Source organism: Rhodoferax potami, from assembly GCF_032193805.1.
Classification (GTDB): domain Bacteria; phylum Pseudomonadota; class Gammaproteobacteria; order Burkholderiales; family Burkholderiaceae_C; genus Allorhodoferax; species Allorhodoferax potami_A.
On sequence record NZ_JAVBIK010000001.1, the window covers coordinates 385,913 to 405,940 of the forward strand.

Below are 20,028 nucleotides of genomic sequence, written 5' to 3' on the forward strand. Positions count from 1 at the left end.
ATGCTGCCCGCAGTCCAGGCGGCCATCACCCGGGCCTGGGTTTCCGGTGGATGGGTGCGTGGGGCCCTGACCCCTATCTCCCTGATTTATGGCGCTCTCACGGGCCTGCAACGCGCCGCCTACCGCGCAGGACTGCTCCAGAGCAGCGCGCTGCCCGTCCCGGTGATCGTGGTGGGTAACGTGATTGTGGGTGGCGCAGGCAAAACCCCCACCGTGCTCGGAGTGGTAGCCCACCTGCTGGCGCAAGGGCACCGGCCCGGCATTGTTTCGCGGGGCTATGGCGGAAGCCATCAGGAGCCAACGCCTGTCACCCAAGACAGCCCGGCCGCGCTCGTGGGCGACGAGCCTTTGCTGATGCACCGCAAAAGCGGCGTGCCAGTGGTGGTGGGCCGCGATCGCGTGGCGGCCGGGCGCCGCTTGCTCGACCTGTACCCCGGCACAACCCACATCGTGTGTGACGACGGATTGCAGCATTACCGCCTGCGCCGGGATATCGAGATCTGCGTATTTGATGCCCGCGGCCTCGGAAACGGTGGCCTGTTGCCAGCGGGCCCGCTACGCCAAGCCTGGCCACGCGCGCTGGTAGCTACTGCAGGTCAAGCCGAGAGCCGGACATTGACGCTCCATACCGGCACCAACACCCTGCCGGGTTTTTTGGCCCAGCGGTCTTTGGCGACCACGGCCATCAACGCCGCCGGGCAGACAATGCCCCTGACTACGCTACAGCACAGTCAGCTGCCGTTGCATGCGGTGGCAGGCATTGCACAACCCGAGATTTTTTTCAGCATGCTGCGCGCCCAAGGGCTCACGCTGGCAAGTACCGACGCTCTGCCGGATCACTATGATTTTCATAGCTGCTCGCGCAATGAATACGGGGGTAAAGTGCTTATTTGCACAGAAAAAGACGCCACCAAACTCTGGCAGCACTGGCCGGACGCATGGTCAGTCCCGCTGATTCAAACCCTGCCTCCTGATTTTCTGGCTGCGCTGGACACAGCGCTCCAAGACATGACCCACGCCTCGGTATCATTCCCCCATGGACACACGACTCATTGAACTACTGGTTTGCCCCGTCACCAAAGGGCCCCTCGAATTCGACCGCGATAAGCAAGAGCTGATTTCCCGGAGCGCTCGCCTTGCCTACCCCGTGCGGGACGGCATTCCGGTGTTGCTGGAGAACGAAGCTCGGGTATTGAGCGACGCAGAACTGGAGGGGTGATATGGTCTACACAGTGCTGATCCCGGCGCGTCTGGCTTCCACCCGTCTGCCCAACAAACCCTTGGTAGACATCGGCGGGCTACCGATGGTGGTCCGCGTTGCGGAAAGGGTAAAGGCCGGGTTATCGGCCGACGTGCGCGTGGTCGTTGCGGCTGACGACGCCAGCATCCTGAGTGCCTGCCAAGCGCATGGCATAGAGTGCCTGCTCACCCGAGTGGACCACCCCTCGGGCAGTGACCGTCTCGCAGAAGCCTGCAGCCTCTTGGGTCTGGCGGATGACGATATTGTGGTCAATGTGCAAGGAGATGAGCCCCTGATTGACACCTCGCTGGTGTCTGCGGTTGCGAGCCTGCTGGAAACCCACCCAGTTGCCACGATGGGCACCGCCGCACATCCCATCCAAGAAGTGGCGGACTTTACGAACCCCAATGTGGTCAAAGTGGTCACCGATGCCGCCGGATTGGCAATGTACTTCAGCCGCGCACCTATCGCCTGGTGGCGGGATGGATTTGCCCAAGGCATCCACACATTGCCCGACCCGGCGCCGCTGCGCCACGTCGGAATCTACTCTTACCGGGTAGGCTTCTTGCGGACCTTCCCTTCCCTGCCGCAAGCCCCCATAGAGGTCACCGAGGCCCTGGAGCAGCTCCGCGCCATGTGGCATGGTCACCGCATCGCGGTGCATGTCAGCCAGACAGCGCCAGGCCCCGGTGTTGACACCCCGGAAGACCTTGAACGCGTGAGACGCATCATCCTCGCCAACTGACCGCCTGATACTGTGGCGCGCTGTAAGTTCCGCACCGGTTAGGGCGTGATATTCTCCAAGGCTAATCGCCCGTCCATAAAAAGCGCGCTGAAGCAAGCGCCCACGGAGACGCGCTGGCTTTTCTTTCAATCCGAGGTATTCATGAGACTGATTCTGTTGGGCGCACCAGGCGCTGGTAAAGGTACGCAAGCGACTTTCATCTGCCAAAAGTACGGAATTCCCCAAATTTCCACCGGCGACATGCTGCGTGCTGCCGTGAAGGCCGGCACACCCTTGGGCCTGCAAGCCCAAGCGGTCATGGCATCCGGCGGACTGGTCAGCGACGAGCTCATCATCAACCTGGTGAAAGAGCGCCTGACCCAGCCCGATTGCGCCAACGGCTTCTTGTTTGACGGATTCCCACGGACCATCCCCCAGGCAGATGCCATGAAGGCCGCGGGCGTTGCTTTGGACTATGTGGTGGAGATCGACGTACCGTTCGAGGCCATCATTGAGCGCATGAGCGGTCGCCGCTCGCACCCCGCCTCCGGACGCACCTACCACGTGAAGTTCAATCCGCCCAAAGCCGAAGGCCAGGACGATGTCACCGGCGAGCCCCTGATCCAACGGGACGATGACAAGGAAGAAACAGTCAAAAAGCGCCTGGAGGTCTACAGCGCCCAAACCCGTCCACTGGTGGAGTACTACTCAACCTGGGCGCAGAACGAGCCCGCTACCGCGCCCCGCTACCGTGCCATCAGCGGAATGGGCGATGTGTCCGACATCACCTCACGGGTGCTGGAAGCATTGTCCAAATAAGGGCCGCAAACCTCACGAAAAAGCCGCTTCAGCGGCTTTTTTTACGCCAGTAAGTCGCACATTAATTGCACGCGCGCCTTCACCGCAGAGAGCCCTGGGTAGACGCGCAAGCCAGTGCCCGGCGCTTCGCTGCGCACCACGCCCCCCCTCGCACATCGACTGGCTAGCACAACCTGCACGCCTAAACCTGCAGCGCGCACCAGAGCGGCCTGTAGGGCCTCGTTCACGGTTCCGTTACCAGTTCCCGCCACCACCAAGCCTGCCAAGGGCACTGGATCGCTGTCACGGGCATTCAGCACCGCTTGGATCACGTGCGCGCCGGCACCTGCGTAGTTCATCACCACCTCCACTCGGGGGGGAGTGGCATCAACCCACTCAGGCAAACGCTGAGCCAGCATGCTGGACGAAGTATCAGACGCGAAAGTCCAACGTACGGCGCCCTCCTCCACCCATCCCAGGGGACCTGCATCGCCTGAATCAAAGGCATCGACGCGGTAGGTGTGCGCTTTTTGTACGTGTTGGGCCGCATGCACAGCTCCCGCACACACGACCATCACCCCCCTGGCCGCGGGATGAAGGGCGACAGACACCGCATCCAAGACGTTCTGCGGCCCATCGGGTGTCAAGGCGCTGGCCGGGCGCATGGCACACGTCAGCACCACGGGCTTGCCATTAAGGCAATTGGCCAGCGCGAGTTGCAAAAAGTACGCCGTCTCCTCGATCGTATCGGTGCCATGGGTAATGACAATGCCCGCCACCTCTTCGTCTTGAAGGTTGCGATGGCAAGCATGGACCAGTGATTGCCAAACACTCCAGTCCATATCCTTGCTATCGACTTGCGCAATCTGTTCGCTGCCCAACGCGGCCCCTTGGAGTCGCTCAGGCATACCGGCAATCGCAGCCAAGATATCTGCCACAGGAACCTCACCGGCGCGGTACCCCACGTTATCGGCCGCATTGCCGGCCCGCCCTGCAATCGTTCCACCTGTTCCCAAAAAAACGACTCGCTTTGTTGCCATTTCCACTGCCCTTGCCAAATTCAAAAAACTGGTTGAAAATACAGTTACTGGATAAGAAAACAGTGTGTATGCACACACAGCCTCTACAGTTACCAAGGAGTCAGTATGCTCGAAAGTCCTAAACTCACAGCCCGGCAACAACAGATTTTTGATCTGATTCAAAGTGCCATTGCGCGTACAGGCGCGCCACCCACACGGGCAGAAATCGCCAGTGAATTGGGCTTCAAGTCTGCCAACGCAGCGGAAGAGCATCTGCAAGCCTTGGCCCGCAAAGGGGTGATCGAGCTGGTGAGCGGCACCTCCCGCGGGATTCGCCTCAAAAGCGACGCCCTACGGTCTATCCAAGAGTCACGCATCAAGCAGTTCTCTCTCCCCTTACCTGGTCTGACCCAGCTAGCCCTGCCCTTGGTCGGGCGCGTTGCCGCAGGCTCACCGATCCTGGCGCAGGAACACGTGGACCAAACCTATTACGTAGAAAACAGCCTCTTTCAGCGGCAACCGGATTACTTGCTGAAAGTGCGCGGTATGTCGATGCGCGATGCCGGCATCATGGATGGGGACCTACTGGCGGTCCAGGCGACCAAAGATGCAAAAAATGGTCAGATCATCGTGGCCCGCTTGGGCGAAGAAGTCACCGTCAAGCGCTTTCGCCGCAACAAGCACCTGATCGAGTTGCATGCAGAGAACCCGGATTACCAGACCATCGTGGTGGAGCCTGGTGAGCCTTTCGAAGTCGAAGGTCTTGCCGTTGGCCTGATTCGTAACACGATGTTGATGTGAACAGGAGCACCGTATGACCATTAGCACGCTTGCACTCAGTCTCCTGAGCCAATGGGCTCCGAATCACTGGTTTTCTGCCCCTTCCACGTCACACTGCATTACCCGCACAAGACGCCCCTTCGCGGCGTCATCCAAGGTTGCCAACGCTATCAATTCGATAGCATCCACCGCAACCGTAGCGTGCGCCAGGGCCCCAAAACCAGTACAAACCAGACCATTGCGGATCGTGCGATTGGTCGAGCAAGGTCAACCAACAGCGCACGTCGGAAGAATGGTGATTTCGGGACGCATGGCAGACGTGTGCGCCGAACTAGATCGGCTTGCAGCCGCTGAAGCTCCATAGATTACACGTTCAGCCGAGCGACTTGGTGGCGTGTCAACAAGGCACAATGTTGGGTATGAACATTGTGATTCTTGACGATTACCAAGATGCGGTTCGCAAATTGGATTGCGCTGCCAAGCTGGATGCCTATCAAGCAAAGGTTTACACCAACACCGTCAAAGGAATTGGCCAGCTCTCAGTACGCCTCAAGGATGCGGATGTCATTGTTCTGGTGAGAGAACGCACCCAGATCACGCGTGCCCTGGTGGAGAAACTGCCTAGGCTGAAGCTCATTGCCCAAACGGGCCGCGTAGGCGCGCACATCGATGTCCAAGCTTGCACTGAGAGAGGCATCGCTGTATGCGAGGGTTTAGGCTCGCCCGTTGCCCCTGCCGAGTTGACTTGGGCCTTGATCATGGCCTCGATGCGGCGCCTGCCTCAGTACATCGGTAACCTCAAACATGGCGCGTGGCAACAATCGGGGCTCAAGGCCGGATCGATGCCGCCGAACTTTGGGCTCGGAAACGTATTGCGCGGCAAGACCTTGGGAATTTGGGGCTACGGGCGAATCGGCCAACTGGTCGCCGACTTCGGCAAAGCGTTTGGAATGCAAGTGAGCGTCTGGGGAAGCCAAGAGTCTCGAGACAAGGCTGTTCAAAATGGTTACGCAGCTGCACCAGATAAAGAGTCGTTCTTTGCCAGCAGCGACGTCTTGTCTATTCACCTCCGGCTATCTGATGCGACTCGGAACATCGTCACAGCGTCAGACTTGGCGAACATGAAACCCACCGCACTGTTTGTGAACACCTCAAGGGCTGAGCTGATTGAAACTGATGCGCTCATTGGTGCGCTGAATCGAGGACGTCCCGGCCTGGCGGCGGTCGATGTTTTTGAAGCGGAACCCATTCTTCAGGGCCACGCCTTGCTTCGTCTGGAAAACTGCATCTGTACCCCCCACATCGGGTATGTGGAGCAAGACAGCTACGAAATGTATTTCAGTGCGGCTTTTGACAATGTCATCAACTACATCAAAGGCACACCCAGCAATATCGTCAACCCGGGCGCCCTTCAAGTCCGACGCTAGATACCACCCCTCACGACCGGGAGAGGGAAATCACAGACTGGTTTTTTTACTGTCCAGCGGAGGCAGATCAAAGTCGATCAAGTTGTCGACCTCTGAAGGAGCTGCCTTCTGAGAGTCTTCTGTGATGTCGAGCTCGAAATCTACAGAGTTGCCCGATTGATACGCCGAGGGGATGCCGGAAGAAACGGGGCCCGGGCCCGTGGGGACTTCGAACGCATTTTCGGACGACAACCTGTTCGCGCTGAATGACAGTGGAGCGCCATCCAGCGCATGCACCAAGCGATTGCAGACAGCATGCAAGAGCAATAGTTCTTTGAAGGCTTCCAGCTCAAACCGCATATCAGACTTTGAACCAGACGTGCGTACGAGGTAAGACTCGATGAGGGACAGTGCCTCTTTCGACGGCCAGAGCTTTACAAGCTGATCACAAATTTCCGGGAAATTTTCTAAACTGCCTTCGCCCTGATTAAATGACTGGTACTCGGGCACATAGCCTGTAAACACCGCATTGAATTCCCGCCGATAGTGATCGAACTTGTCCTTGCGGCTCAAGGTGTGGAATATTTTCAGCAGGTCGATATGAACCATGGGGTTCAGCCCAATGGAGTCATTGACGTGCCCCTCCAACAGGGAGATGGCCTCCTCATACTGCCCCAGAGCCATGAAAAACTCCGCCTGCTGACGAACATCGATCATTTCATGGCTGTTCACCGCCCGGAGACTGGACGGCATACTGACCGAGAAATCACGAGAATCCGCATAAGCAGATGTTTGGTCTTTCTGACCATAAGAACTCACAGGCTCGCTGGAGGCAGAGGGGTGAGCCCCAATGTCTAGATCAATATCGACGCTGCTGACAGCGCCCTGAGATGCCTGGCCTTCGCTCTTTGGCAAATTGGACTCGGCACGCTCTTGTTCCGACAAGGATTGCAGGAAGGACGGGGACACCTCCACCGTTTCTGGAATAACCTCAGTCGTACCGCTGCCGCTCCACCATGCACTACCGGCGTTCGCTCGCTGTGCCTGCCGGCGGAAAAACCATCCTCCCCCTGCCAACAAAAGAAGCAACAGGCCAGAGAGTCCAATCACCACCGGGTTAGTGTATTTTTCACTCTCGGCTCGCTCGATTCGCATCACCAAATCTTGCATCTGTTTTTGGTTTTCCCCAGATGCGTTGCGCAGACTGAGAATGTCAGCCTCCATGCTTTTCAAGCGCGCCGCGTCCTTCAGGATATCTTCAGGCGTCAGATTTAGGGCGCGCCACAGAGCCACCGCCTCACCCCGCTTTTGGGCATCTTCAGTGGATGTGCTTAATAGCTCCTGCGAAGAGACGAGCACGGGATCACGCTCCACCGTGAGATCCAAGGGTGCTAATTTCAATCGCGGTTTGCTCTTTACAACAGGAGGCTCGAACACCTGTTTGGCTCGAACAGACGGCGACGTTCGTGGCGCCTTTGCAGGGCTTTCTGTCTTTTTTTCTCTGCTCGGAACTGATCTGACGCTATCCGCATCCGGGATGGAAGCGAGCGCTCCTGGTCGGTTTAAAGCGGGGGGGACAACCGGCGTCACTTGTGCAGCGACCACTTTGGCGGTGTCGCTCACTATGTCCGAGAGCAATACATAGCGGCGTGATGTCTTGGCGCTACATACTGAGCGCAAGTAGACCGTCACGACAGGCTCATCTACAGGCAAACGCGCCCCAATGCGCACCTGCCATGTGCGGCCCGCAGCAGGCTCCTCGGAGACCAGAGTTACCCTGCTTTGCTCAACCTTGTTTTCGCCATAGAAAACATCGGCCTCAAAGCAGACGTCGCTGACGTCTTCATCAGCGGCCGCCGAAACTGAAATTGACAAATTGAATGGCTGCGAAATCAGCGCTGTACCACTCGCGCGGCCCAACGTCAGAGCCTCGGAGCCCAGCGATGCCACAAGCAACATGGCGCCGAGCGCACAGCTTTTAATTTTGAAAACAGATTTCATTGTTACAAATGATTCTCGCACAAGTCATACAAACGACTGAGGCCCGCCCCCACCAGCTGAGTCGCCAGACACACAGGAGACAACCGCTCCTCCGGCTAGCGCAATGACAAACGACAATCTGATCCTCGGCATTCGCTCCCCTGCCCACTCAAGACACCTTATGGACGAACCCATTCTTACAATTGAAGAACGATCTGCCATCAATGCAGGCCGGTGGTTTTCGAGCCTCTCGCCTTCGCTCAAGCATGATATTTTGCGGTGTGCCTATGTAAAGCGCTACCGCGATGGGGATCTGATCGCAGCGCGCGGTGAGCCACCCGAAGAGTGGATTGCATGCGCCAAAGGCGCGGTGCGGGTCAGCTCCACATCCATTTCCGGAAAGCAAATAACGCTCACCTACGTAGAGCCAGGCATCTGGTTTGGTGACGTTGCTATTTTTGATGGCGACCGCCGCACGCATGATGCCTATGCCCATGGAGACAGCACCGTACTGTGCGTCGCCAAAGCGGATTTCAAGAAGATATTGGCAAGCCATGTCGAGCTATATGAGGCCATGCTTCGCCTGCATGCCCGCCGCATCCGCCAACTCTACGGTCTCGTGGAAGACCTCAACACCCTGCCACTCCGCGCTCGCCTTGCCAAACAGCTTTTACACCTCGTGCGAAGCTACGGAGTTCCCTCGTTGAGCGATGGCAGCGAAGTTCGAATTGGCCTGCAACTGGCGCAAGAAGAGTTGGCCCAATTGCTTGGGGCATCCCGTCAGCGCGTCAACCAGGAACTCAAGGCCATGGAGCGTGAAGAAGCGATTCGCATTGAACCGGGCGGCTTGGTTATTCGCGACCGCGCCGCACTGATGCGCATCATTGAATCCGACCTATAGCCCGAAGGGAGCCATCCACCATGACCCAATTTGACCAATTTGTGGGAACCCGAAGCGTGGGGGCAGCCCATGCCATCGACGAAGCTGCGCTGGAACAGTGGCTGATAGGCCACGTGGGTGGCTACCAAGGCCCCCTGCGCGTGGAGATGTTCAAAGGCGGGCAATCGAACCCGACCTACAAGCTAATCACGCCCGCGCGAAGCTATGTTATGCGGGCTAAACCGGGACCGGTAGCCAAACTCCTACCCTCCGCCCATGCCATAGAGCGCGAGTTCGCCGTGATGCAGGGACTACGGGGTAGTGAAGTTCCCGTCCCCGAGATGATTTGTCTGTGCGAAGACGAGAGCATCATCGGTAGAGCCTTTTATGTCATGGAGTTCATGCAGGGCCGGGTCATGTGGGACCAGTCCTTACCGGGAATGAAACCCAGCGAGCGGTCCGACATTTACGACGAAATGAACCGGGTGATTTCTGCCCTGCACACTGTCAAATTTCAAGAGCGCGGCTTGGCCGCGTACGGAAAGCCGGGTAATTACTTCGAGCGACAAATCGGACGCTGGAGCAAGCAATACATCGCCTCCGTTACCCAAGCAATTCCCGAAATGGACCGTCTGATGGAGTGGTTGCCAGCCAACATCCCGGCGATGGCGCGGAACGACAATTTGGTAAGCGTGGTGCATGGAGACTATCGGCTCGACAACCTGATGTTCGCAAGCGACGCGCCCAAGGTCATTGGCGTACTCGACTGGGAACTGTCCACGCTCGGCCACCCCTTGGCGGACTTCAGCTACCACTGCATGGCTTGGCACATCCCACCGGGCGACTTCCGAGGAATCGGAGGTCTTGACCTGAAGGCTTTAGGTATCCCCTCTGAGCATGATTACATCGCGAGGTACTGTGAGCGAACAGGGTTGGCCACGCCTGCGCAGTTGCAGGAAGACTGGAGCTTTTACATGGCTTACAACATGTTCCGGATTGCGGCCATCCTCCAAGGGATTGCCAAACGGGTCGAAGCGGGTACCGCATCCAGCCCTCAGGCCATGGCTTCTGCAGCCGGTGCGAGGCCCCTTGCACAAATGGCCTGGAAATTTGCGACTCGCGCCTGATACCTGCCTCCAACTCACTCAGCCACAACCCAACGGAGAACCCCATGGACTTTGACTACTCGCCAAAAACTCAAGCGCTGCAAAAACGTCTGCTTCAGTTCATGGAGGACCACATCTATCCTGCTGAGACCGCGTACCACGAGGAAATCGCTGCCAATACGGCAGCAGGCAAGCGATGGACGCCCTTACAAACGATAGAGGCGCTGAAGGTCAAGGCTCAAGAGGCAGGCCTTTGGAATCTTTTCATGCCGGTTGACAGCGCCGAAGCAGCCGGATTCCACGGCGCAGGACTGACCAACCAGGAATACGCACCGCTTGCTGAGATCATGGGTCGGGTGATGTGGTCCAGTGAGGTATTCAACTGCTCAGCGCCCGACACCGGCAACATGGAAACGATTGCACGCTATGGATCGGAGGAAGCCAAGCAACGGTGGCTTAAGCCGCTCATGGCAGGACACATCCGTTCCGCCTTTGCGATGACAGAACCCGCTGTTGCCTCGAGTGATGCCACCAACATTGAAACAAGCATCACGCGGGATGGGGACGATTACGTCATCAACGGCCGCAAATGGTGGATATCTGGCGCTGGTGATCCACGTTGCGCGGTCTACATCACCATGGGCAAGACTGACCCGACTGCGCCGCGCCATTCACAACAAAGCATGATTTTGGTACCGGCGGATACCCCCGGCATCAAAATCATCAGGCCATTAAACGTATTTGGCTACGACGATGCGCCACATGGGCACATGGAAATGGTTTTCGACAATGTGCGTGTGCCAACAAGCAGCATTCTCTTGGGAGAAGGCCGCGGATTCGAAATCGCACAAGGTCGCCTCGGCCCCGGCCGCATCCACCACTGCATGCGCCTCATCGGCCTTGCGGAGCGCGCCTTGGAGTTGATGTGCAAGCGGGCCAGTTCACGCATCGCATTTGGCAAACCCGTCGCTGCACAAACGGTGACGCAAGAACGCATCGCGGAAGCCCGCTGCAAGATCGATATGGCACGCTTGCTGACACTCAAAGCCGCATGGATGATGGATATGGGCGGAAACAAGTTCGCCAAAACAGAAATCGCCATGATCAAAGTGGTAGCACCCAATATGGCCTGCGAAGTCATCGATTGGGCCATGCAAGCCCATGGCGGCGGCGGCATGTGCGACGATTTTCCGTTGGCTTACTCCTATACCTGTGCGCGTACGCTGCGATTTGCCGATGGCCCCGATGAAGTCCACCGCAACGCCATCGCAAAAATGGAGCTGGGCAAGTACTCGGTTGCGAGCGCACCCGTAGAAATGCCGATCACTCGCGGCTGCTGATATCAACAGAGCGCGGCGACCGCCGCGCTCTGTTATTGATAGCAAGACCCGCAATATTTATCAGCGCTAGGCACCGCAATTACGTAATTCTCAGTAGTTCCCTGGCGTTCCCGACCAGAGCTCATCCAGATCAGTGAACTTCCATTTGGCAGGCTCTTCTCTGCTCACAATCTTCTCGGTAGTCCCGGGCCTCGACAGATCAACAACCTCCGGCAGGATGCGCATTTGGGACTTGGTTGAGTAAAAAACCTTCACGCAAGGCGTTGTCAACGATTTGGCGGTTTGCTCGACCACCACCCCCAAGCGCCCGGAGCTAAGCCTTACCAGCGAGCCAATCGGATAGATACCAAGGCTCTTCACAAACGCCTGAAACACTTTGCCGTCAAAGTGCCCACTCGCCCACTCCGCCATTTTTCGAAGTGACTCGGCAGGGTCCCACCCCGCTTTGTAGGGACGGTTGGAAGTGATGGCGTCATACACATCACACACGGCGCCCATTTTTGCAAAAAGGCTGATTTCATCGCCTTTGAGACCATGCGGATAACCAGATCCATCCATTTTTTCGTGATGGTGAAGACATACATCCATCACCACCGGATCGGCCCCGCCACTGTTTTGCAGTAAGCGATAGCCCTCTTCGGGATGCGTTTTGATGATTGAAAACTCTGCTTCAGTCAGCTTGCCCGGCTTGTTCAACACGCTCATGGGCATGGCTGCCTTGCCGAGATCGTGCATCAGGCCGGCAAGGCCTGCGGAGCGGGTTTCCTCTTCATTCAAGCCGAGCTGTTTAGCCAAGGCCACCATCATCGCGCAAACCGCCACCGAGTGCATGTAGGTGTAGTCATCGGCGGTCTTAAGGCGAGCCAAGCTGATCAAGGCACCCGGATTACGCGACACCGAGTCAGCAATCTCTTGTACGAGCTGCTTTGCACCGCCACTGTCCACCGTCTTGCCCATGCGGGCTTCTTCGAACATCGACAGGACAGCAGCGCGCGACTGGTTGCATATCTTCGCGGCCCGGGCTAGCTCCTGTTGAGCAGACACCGGTGCAATGTCCCTGTGCACGGCGACTTCCTCTTGGAGTTCAGCATCCACTGCTTCTTCAGTCTCGACTTCAGAGACGACCGACTCTCCGGGCGGAACATCCAATCCTTTGCTGCAGTCAATCCAGACTTCCCGGATGGCACTCGCGCGGATCGTAGCCAAGTCCTTGGGGTCAGTAATAACAAACCCGGTGCGCCAAAAAGGATGATCCATCCAAGAGCCGCAAAACTCTTTCAGATGCATGCCAATGACCAACTGATCGACTGTAATTTTTTTTAGCATAGGAACCTATAGCCTACCGCTTCCCAGCGAATTCAGTTGGGGAATTTAGGTACCAAATCCAGTCACACTGCCGTGTGAAGTAACCGCACCCTGAGCCTGTAGCGTGGCCCGTTAATGCAGGTGCCGTGGTTTTCTGCCGCCACCATGACCGGAGGACGAGCCGCCCGAGCCGCGGGGCGGTTTCCCGATTTCCAAAGAATTCACGAGATCATCGAACCGCTGGGCAAATAACTTGTCGATTTCAGAAACGACACCGCCCAATTCGGCACCATCAAAATGACGCTCCATCAAATTGACCATGTCCTGCACGAGAATGTCACGCTGAACTTGCATGATGGCAGCAGGGTCCGGCCCCACAAATAGCATCACAAAATCGTCTCTCGACTCGGAGCCGGGCGCGCCCTCTTCCTCGTCGAACTCCGCATCATAAAAAGTAACCTCGATGGCCGCGCCGGCCGAGGCGAGGTCATTCAGATTCATGCATACCTCGTCCAGCGTCTGCCGAAAATCATCCTCGCCAGGCACCGTCCAACACATTTGCAAGATATGTTCGTGCGGATTGAGATGAATGCCGGGTTCGTCCTCGTAGCTGCTCTTGGCAGCATCGGCGAGTGACTTCGAACCTGCGTAACGCCAAAGTGGCTTGAGAGCATCTTGGAGTTGGAGGTAGGTGACCTCCGGCCGCAACACGACTTGGCCGTGGACGTGAATTTCGAACGAGGCGTTGAATCGTGACATAAGACTTGAATGAAATGGTGCCTGAGACCGGAATCGAACCGGTACGCCCGTTATTCACGAAGCGGCGGATTTTAAGTCCGATGTGTCTACCTATTTCACCACTCAGGCACGGGTGTCTATTGTCAAACAAAAATGCCCTACCAACCGGGGCTGACAGGGCATTTTGACCAGATAAATCTGGAGGCGCGGTCCGGAGTCGAACCGGACTAACCGGATTTGCAATCCGGGGCATAACCGCTTTGCTACCGCGCCACTAACCGAATCTGCTGGCTAACAGCAGAATAAAAAAGGGAAGCTTGTGCTTCCCTTTTTCGGAATTGGAGCGGGAAAAGAGTCTCGAACTCTCGACCTCAACCTTGGCAAGGTTGCGCTCTACCAACTGAGCTATTCCCGCGTTTCAAGCCTCAAATTATAGCGTGATTTTTTACGCCAAATTCAAAAATGAAAACTTTTTAAAGACGAATTGCCTTCAATGCTTCACCGGAGTTGCCAGGACATCCTTTGACACTTCCGCAACCGCAGGGGGCACAGGCTCTTCATCCGGCAGCGGCACCGGTTGAGACACTAAGGCCAACTCAAGAACCTTGTCAATCCACCGCACAGGCACGATCTCCAGACCGTCTTTGACATTCGCGGGAATATCCTGCAAATCTTTGGCGTTTTGCTCTGGAATCAGCACGGTCTTGATGCCGCCGCGCAGTGCAGCGAGCAGCTTTTCTTTCAAGCCGCCGATCTCCGTCACCTCACCGCGAAGCGTGATCTCGCCTGTCATGGCAACATCACCGCGGACGGGAATACCGGTCAACGCGGACACAAAGGCCGTCGCCATGGCAGCTCCGGCGCTCGGCCCGTCCTTGGGGGTTGCGCCATCAGGCACGTGGATGTGAATGTCTTTTTTCTCAAAGGTCTCATCCTTAATGCCCAATCTGCGCGCCCGGCTGCGTACCACCGTGCGAGCTGCTTCCACAGACTCCTTCATGACGTCACCCAATGAACCTGTCCTGGTGATGATGCCCTTCCCAGGTGTCAGCGCAGCCTCGATCGTCAACAAATCGCCACCGACCTCCGTCCAAGCAAGACCGACCACCTGACCCACTTGGTCTTGCTCTTCGGCTCGACCGTAGGTGTAACGTCGGACACCTAGAAAATCGTTCAAGTTGTCAGCGGTTACGACGACTTGTGCTTCCATCTTCTTCAGCAGAAGACCCTTGACCACCTTGCGGCAAATCTTAGAGAGTTCGCGCTCTAAAGAGCGCACCCCGGCCTCACGGGTGTAGTAACGGACGATATCGCGCACCGCACTCTCGGCCACCGAAAGCTCAGATTCCTTAACACCATTGTTCTTCATCTGCTTTGGCAGCAGGTAAGTGATGGCAATGTTGGTCTTTTCGTCTTCGGTATAGCCCGACAGTCGGATAACTTCCATTCGGTCCAGCAGAGCCGGAGGAATGTTCATGGAGTTTGACGTCGCGACAAACATCACGTCACTCAAGTCGTAGTCCACTTCGACATAGTGATCGCCAAATTTGCTGTTTTGCTCAGGATCCAACACCTCCAGCAAGGCGCTACTCGGGTCACCGCGGAAGTCCGTGCCCAACTTGTCGATCTCGTCCAGCAAGAACAAGGGATTGCGGGTTCCGACTTTGGAGAGGCTTTGCAGCACTTTCCCCGGCATCGCACCGATATATGTCCGACGGTGACCGCGGATTTCAGCTTCGTCACGCATGCCACCCAAGGCCATGCGAACGTACTTACGCCCCGTGGCTTTGGCAATACTCTGCCCCAACGAGGTTTTACCGACCCCGGGAGGGCCTACCAAGCACAAAATCGGCGCCTTGACCTTGTCGACCCGTTGCTGAACCGCAAGGTATTCCAAAATGCGGTCTTTGACCTTGTCGAGACCATAGTGATCTTCGTTCAGCACATTCTCTGCATTGAGCAGGTTGTGTTTGATCTTTGTCTTTGCAGACCAAGGCAATCCTGTCAAAACCTCGATGTAGTTCCGGACTACCGTGGCCTCTGCAGACATGGGCGACATCAGCTTGAGCTTTTTGAGCTCAGCCTCTGCTTTCTTCAAAGCTTCTTTCGGCATCTTTGCCGATTTGATCTTCTTCTCGATCTCTTCGATGTCCGCACCGTCTTCGCCTTCTCCAAGTTCCTTTTGGATGGCTTTGACCTGCTCGTTCAGGTAGAAATCCCGCTGGTTTTTCTCCATTTGCCGCTTGACCCGGCCGCGGATCTTCTTGTCCACATTCAAGATGTCGACCTCATGCTCGATTTGCTCGAACAAGCTCTCCAAACGGTCCTTGACCTCCGGCAAACCCAGAATGGCTTGCTTGCTATCAAGCTTTAACGGGAGGTGCGCGGCAATTGTGTCAGCCAGACGCCCCGGGTCATCGATGCTGGAAATCGACGTGAGTATTTCGGGCGGAATTTTTTTGTTGAGCTTGACGTATTGGTCAAACTGCTGCATCACCGCGCGGCGCAGGGCCTCTACCTCACTGCCGGCTTTGCGGCTGGCGTCTGTTACTGCCGCAGGCATCTCTATGGGGGTGATGTTGGCGGTGAAATGGGACTCACCTTCAGCAATACTGTTTACCGTAGCGCGTTGATGGCCTTCCACCAGCACTTTGACGGTGCCGTCGGGCAGCTTCAGCATCTGCAAAATAGTGGACACACAGCCCACATCGAACATATCCGACACTAACGGATCGTCTTTGGCAGCCGCTTTCTGGGCCACCAGCATGATGCGGCGCTCTGCCTCCATCGCAGCCTCGAGTGCTTTGATGCTTTTCGGGCGCCCTACAAACAAAGGGATCACCATGTGCGGGAACACCACGACATCCCGCAAAGGCAGCAGGGGAAGTTCTAGGGGGGTAGCAGGCAAGGGAATATGGCCAGACATAGGAAAACCTTTACGTTACCTGTTGAATATGGACCGGATTGCCCGGATTACAAGTACGAGCCCATTATGAAAACGCATTGCTCACACCGAGCGGTCTTGAATGCCCCCAAACACCTCGCTTATCGGATGAATGGGGACAGATTCCGGTTTATGCCTTTTTGGCAGTTTCGCGGTAGACCATCAGCGGAGGTTTATTCTCTTCAATGGTTAATTCATCGACTACGACGCGCTCTACGTTACCGGCATTGGGCAGCTCGTACATGGTGTCGATCAACGATTGCTCCAAAATGGAGCGCAGACCTCGGGCACCGGTTTTACGCACCAGTGCACGCTTGGCAATCGCCTTCAATGCCGCAGGACGGATTTCCAACTCAGCACCTTCCATGGCCAGAAGCTTGGCATATTGCTTGACCAGCGCATTTTTGGGCTCAGTCAAAATCTGAACCAAGGCATCTTCCGTCAGTTCCGCGAGCGTCGCCACCACCGGCATGCGCCCCACCAACTCTGGAATCAAACCAAACTTGATCAGATCTTCAGGCTCAACTTCCTTGAACACCTCTGTCAAGGAACGCTGCTGCTTGCTCTTCACTGCTGCCCCAAAGCCGATACCCGAAGACTCTGTCCGGTTACCGATCACTTTTTCCAGCCCTGCAAACGCGCCGCCGCAAATAAACAGGATGTTGGTCGTGTCAATTTGCACAAAATCCTGGTTCGGATGCTTGCGCCCGCCCTGGGGAGGAACGCTCGCCATGGTGCCTTCAATCAGCTTCAGCAGCGCTTGCTGAACGCCTTCACCCGACACATCTCGCGTAATCGAAGGGTTGTCCGACTTGCGGGAAATCTTGTCGATTTCATCGATGTATACGATGCCACGCTGTGCCCGTTCGACGTCGTAATTGCAGCTTTGCAGCAACTTCAACACGATGTTTTCAACGTCCTCACCGACATAGCCAGCCTCTGTCAGCGTGGTTGCGTCGGCCATCACAAAAGGCACATCCAACATACGGGCGAGCGTTTGAGCGAGCAACGTCTTGCCGGACCCTGTAGGTCCAATCAGCAAAATATTGCTTTTGGCGAGTTCGACGTCGTCTTTCTTTGCCTTCTCTTTGTGCTTCAGACGTTTGTAGTGGTTGTAAACCGCCACTGCCAAAGTGCGCTTTGCCGGCTCTTGACCAATGACATAGTTGTCGAGGTTGGCTTTGATATCTGCTGGAGTGGGCAAATCAGACTTCGACTCTTTGTTCTCAGTCGTAGCTGGCAACTCATCACGGATGATTTCATTGCAAAGGTCAATGCATTCGTCGCACACAAAGACAGACGGTCCAGCAATGAGTTTCTTCACCTCATGCTGACTCTTCCCGCAAAAAGAGCAGTACAGGGTTTTTTCGCTGGTTGAGCCTTTTTTCTCGGCCATGGATGTGTGCCTTTTTTCGCTAAGTTAAGCAATGATAACCAAATGAAAACGGTGCATCTCCGCAGGAGAGGCACCGTCTTGGAGGGAACTGCGCCGGCCGTATCAGGGGCGCTTGGCGATCACTTGATCGACCAGGCCGTATTCCTTGGCCTCGTCTGCCGACAGGTAATAGTCACGCTCTGTATCGCGCTCAATCTTCTCCAAGGGCTGACCGGTGCGCTCGGCCAAAATCTTGTTCAACTGCTCGCGGGTCTTCAAAATCTCCCGGGCGTGAATCTCGATTTCAGTGGCTTGGCCCTGAGTTCCACCCAAAGGTTGATGGATCATGACCTTGGAATTGGGCAAAGAGAAGCGCTTGCCTTTGGCGCCAGCCGCCAACAGGAAGGCACCCATACTCGCCGCCATGCCGGTACACAAGGTGGACACGTCAGGCTTGATGAAATTCATGGTGTCATAGATCGCCATACCGGCGCTCACAGAGCCGCCCGGGGAGTTGATGTAGAAAGAAATGTCCTTGTCAGGATTCTCGCTTTCCAGGAACAGCAACTGCGCCACGACCAAGTTGGCAGTCTGGTCATTGACCGGTCCGACCAGAAAAATAACGCGCTCTTTCAGCAGACGGGAATAAATGTCGTATGAACGCTCGCCACGCCCCGATTGCTCGATGACCATGGGCACCATACCCAAAGCCTGGGTTTCCATTGCGCCGGACATTCCGTATTTGACGTTCATAAGCTCTCCAAAATGTAGGGGGTAACTGTACCGAAAAAGACAAGCCCAAAAAGCAAATGGGGCTTAGCCGCAGGACTGCAAGTCCCGCGCAAGCCCCATTTCGCTGCGACGCACAGAATGCGCCTGCGCCTGACCTTAGTTCTGGCCCATCAATTCGTCGAAGGACACAGCCTTGTCAGTCACTTTGGCCTTGGCCAAGATGTACTCGGTCACGTTGTTTTCAATCACAACCGCCTCGACTTCTGCCATGCGGCGGTTGTCGCCGTAGTACCAACGGATCACGTCGGCTGGCTTCTCGTAGCTGGCTGCGAGTTCTTCGACGTGAGCCTTGATCTGCTCGGGCTTGGCGGCCAGATCATTGGAGCGAACCAATTCAGCCACTACCAGACCCAAACGCACGCGACGCTCGGCTTGTGGGCGGAAGATGTCGTCAGGGATCGGTGCCTTGTCCGCATCCTTGATACCACGCTGCTTGAGGTCTGCACGGGCGCTTTCGACCATGCGATCCAACTCAGCTTGCACGCTGGACTTGGGCAAATCGAGCTCGGCCTTGGCGACCAATGCGTCCATCGCTGCTTGCTTATTGCGAGCCAGCAAGCGGTGCTTGACTTCACGCTCAAGGTTCTTGCGGATGTCAGCGCGCAGCGCCTCCACGGTGCCTTCGGCGATACCGAGCGACTTGGCCAAGTCTGCGTTAACTTCGGGCAGGTTGGCGGCTTCAAGCTTCTTCAGGGTGACCAGGAAGTCGGCTGTCTTGCCAGCCACGTCTTTACCGTGGTAGTCCGCAGGGAAAGCCAAGGGGAAAGTCTTGCTTTCGCCGGACTTCATGCCACGGGTTGCGTCTTCAAATTCCTTCAGCATCTGGCCATCGCCCAGAATGAACTGGAAGTCAGAAGCCTTGCCGCCGGCGAAAGGTTCGCCGTCGATCTTGCCTTCAAAATCTACCGTCACGCGGTCTGTGTCTTGGGCTGCGGTGTCCTGTGCGCGCTGCGCAAAGGTACGACGCTGCTTGCGCAAAATTTCGATGGTCTTGTCAATGGCTTCGTCGGTCACATCGGCAGTCAGTTTTTCAACTTCGGCACCTGCCAAGTCAGCAATTTTGACTTCTGGGAAAACTTCGAAAATCGCGTCAAAAGCCATTTGGCCTTCAGGCGAAGTTTCGCTTTCAGAAATCTTGGGTTGGCCAGCAACGCGCAGCTTGGCTTCGTTAGCGGCAGTGGCAAATGCCTCACCCACTTTGTCGTTCATCACTTCGTAGTGAACCGAGTAGCCGTAACGCTGGGAAACCACGTTCATCGGCACCTTGCCTGGACGGAAACCGTCCATCTTGACGGTGCGCGCCAACTTGCGCAGACGGCTGTCAACTTCGGTCTGGATCACGCCCACAGGCAGTGTCAGCGTGATCTTGCGCTCCAGCTTCTCCAGAGTCTCTACAGTAACGGCCATCGTCTACTCCTAATGTTTGATTGGCAGGACTTTCACCTGCGGGCATCGCATCGATGCATTTCTAAGTTGGTGCGCGGGGGGACTCGAACCCCCACAGTGTTGCCACCGTCAGGACCTAAACCTGGTGCGTCTACCAATTTCGCCACCCGCGCAAAAAACAAAACTCGGGAGCCGGACTCATTTGTGAACATTGC

Annotated in this window: 17 protein-coding genes and 4 tRNA genes; 9 read left to right on the forward strand and 12 right to left on the reverse strand. The window is 56.3% G+C overall.

Annotated features, from left to right (window positions below; translation table 11 throughout):
- From lpxK to adk, 4 genes are all read left to right on the forward strand, one after another.
- Positions 1–1,056, forward strand: coding sequence for a tetraacyldisaccharide 4'-kinase (lpxK, locus tag RAE19_RS01865; protein WP_313873320.1), 1,056 nt, complete (start codon positions 1–3; stop codon positions 1,054–1,056).
- On the forward strand, positions 1,037–1,219 hold the full coding sequence (locus RAE19_RS01870) for a Trm112 family protein (protein ID WP_296507580.1): 183 nt from the start codon (positions 1,037–1,039) through the stop codon (positions 1,217–1,219). The genes lpxK and RAE19_RS01870 overlap by 20 nt, the downstream gene beginning before the upstream one ends.
- A 1-nt stretch (position 1,220) precedes the next feature.
- A complete protein-coding gene (gene kdsB / locus RAE19_RS01875) occupies positions 1,221–1,985 on the forward strand; it encodes a 3-deoxy-manno-octulosonate cytidylyltransferase (protein ID WP_313873321.1) in 765 nt (254 codons plus the stop codon).
- Positions 1,986–2,126: 141 nt separating this feature from the next.
- Positions 2,127–2,783 (forward strand): adenylate kinase, encoded by a 657-nt coding sequence (adk, locus tag RAE19_RS01880; RefSeq protein ID WP_313873322.1) that lies wholly within the window; start codon positions 2,127–2,129, stop codon positions 2,781–2,783.
- A 41-nt stretch (positions 2,784–2,824) separates the two neighbouring features.
- Here adk and RAE19_RS01885 read toward each other — a convergent pair whose 3' ends face one another.
- A complete protein-coding gene (locus tag RAE19_RS01885) occupies positions 2,825–3,802 on the reverse strand; it encodes an asparaginase (protein ID WP_313873323.1) in 978 nt (325 codons plus the stop codon).
- A 105-nt stretch (positions 3,803–3,907) separates the two neighbouring features.
- Here RAE19_RS01885 and lexA point away from each other — a divergent pair, with 105 nt between their 5' ends.
- A complete protein-coding gene (gene lexA / locus RAE19_RS01890) occupies positions 3,908–4,582 on the forward strand; it encodes a transcriptional repressor LexA (RefSeq protein ID WP_313873324.1) in 675 nt (224 codons plus the stop codon).
- A gap of 398 nt (positions 4,583–4,980) precedes the next feature.
- Positions 4,981–5,988, forward strand: coding sequence for a D-2-hydroxyacid dehydrogenase family protein (locus tag RAE19_RS01895; protein WP_313876157.1), 1,008 nt, complete (start codon positions 4,981–4,983; stop codon positions 5,986–5,988).
- Positions 5,989–6,018: 30 nt separating this feature from the next.
- On the opposite strand, the gene RAE19_RS01900 is transcribed toward RAE19_RS01895, so the two are convergent.
- The gene (locus RAE19_RS01900; RefSeq protein WP_313873325.1) at positions 6,019–7,968 is read right to left on the reverse strand and encodes a type IV pilus assembly protein FimV; all 1,950 of its coding nucleotides are present in this window, start codon (positions 7,966–7,968) and stop codon (positions 6,019–6,021) included.
- 160 nt (positions 7,969–8,128) lie between these two features.
- On the opposite strand from RAE19_RS01900, the gene RAE19_RS01905 reads away from it, so the two are divergent.
- From RAE19_RS01905 to RAE19_RS01915, 3 genes are read left to right on the forward strand one after another with little or no spacing between them, the layout of a single operon-like run.
- Positions 8,129–8,848, forward strand: a complete 720-nt coding sequence (locus tag RAE19_RS01905; protein WP_313873326.1) for a Crp/Fnr family transcriptional regulator — start codon at positions 8,129–8,131, stop codon at positions 8,846–8,848.
- Between the two features lie 20 nt (positions 8,849–8,868).
- Positions 8,869–9,954, forward strand: a complete 1,086-nt coding sequence (locus RAE19_RS01910; RefSeq protein WP_313873327.1) for a phosphotransferase — start codon at positions 8,869–8,871, stop codon at positions 9,952–9,954.
- Between the two features lie 44 nt (positions 9,955–9,998).
- Entirely contained in the window at positions 9,999–11,273 is a 1,275-nt protein-coding gene (locus tag RAE19_RS01915) for an acyl-CoA dehydrogenase family protein (RefSeq protein ID WP_313873328.1), read from the forward strand.
- Positions 11,274–11,363: 90 nt separating this feature from the next.
- Here the strand turns inward: RAE19_RS01915 and RAE19_RS01920 are convergent, their stop codons facing one another.
- The 10 genes from RAE19_RS01920 to RAE19_RS01965 form a co-directional block, all read right to left on the reverse strand.
- Positions 11,364–12,599, reverse strand: a complete 1,236-nt coding sequence (locus RAE19_RS01920) for an HD-GYP domain-containing protein (RefSeq protein ID WP_313873329.1) — start codon at positions 12,597–12,599, stop codon at positions 11,364–11,366.
- A 111-nt stretch (positions 12,600–12,710) separates the two neighbouring features.
- Entirely contained in the window at positions 12,711–13,337 is a 627-nt protein-coding gene (locus RAE19_RS01925; RefSeq protein ID WP_313873330.1) for a DUF6806 family protein, read from the reverse strand.
- A 15-nt stretch (positions 13,338–13,352) separates the two neighbouring features.
- Positions 13,353–13,445 (reverse strand) — tRNA-Leu (locus tag RAE19_RS01930).
- Between the two features lie 70 nt (positions 13,446–13,515).
- Positions 13,516–13,589, reverse strand: a tRNA-Cys gene (locus tag RAE19_RS01935).
- Between the two features lie 66 nt (positions 13,590–13,655).
- Positions 13,656–13,731 (reverse strand) — tRNA-Gly (locus tag RAE19_RS01940).
- 75 nt (positions 13,732–13,806) lie between these two features.
- Entirely contained in the window at positions 13,807–16,242 is a 2,436-nt protein-coding gene (gene lon, locus RAE19_RS01945) for an endopeptidase La (RefSeq protein ID WP_313873331.1), read from the reverse strand.
- A gap of 148 nt (positions 16,243–16,390) precedes the next feature.
- The gene (clpX, locus tag RAE19_RS01950) at positions 16,391–17,656 is read right to left on the reverse strand and encodes an ATP-dependent Clp protease ATP-binding subunit ClpX (protein ID WP_313873332.1); all 1,266 of its coding nucleotides are present in this window, start codon (positions 17,654–17,656) and stop codon (positions 16,391–16,393) included.
- Between the two features lie 102 nt (positions 17,657–17,758).
- Positions 17,759–18,388: an ATP-dependent Clp endopeptidase proteolytic subunit ClpP gene (gene clpP / locus RAE19_RS01955; RefSeq protein WP_255413700.1), complete on the reverse strand. Its 630-nt coding sequence runs from the start codon at positions 18,386–18,388 to the stop codon at positions 17,759–17,761.
- 135 nt (positions 18,389–18,523) lie between these two features.
- Positions 18,524–19,834, reverse strand: a complete 1,311-nt coding sequence (gene tig, locus RAE19_RS01960) for a trigger factor (protein WP_313873333.1) — start codon at positions 19,832–19,834, stop codon at positions 18,524–18,526.
- A 67-nt stretch (positions 19,835–19,901) separates the two neighbouring features.
- Positions 19,902–19,986, reverse strand: a tRNA-Leu gene (locus RAE19_RS01965).
- Positions 19,987–20,028: the final 42 nt, after the last annotated feature.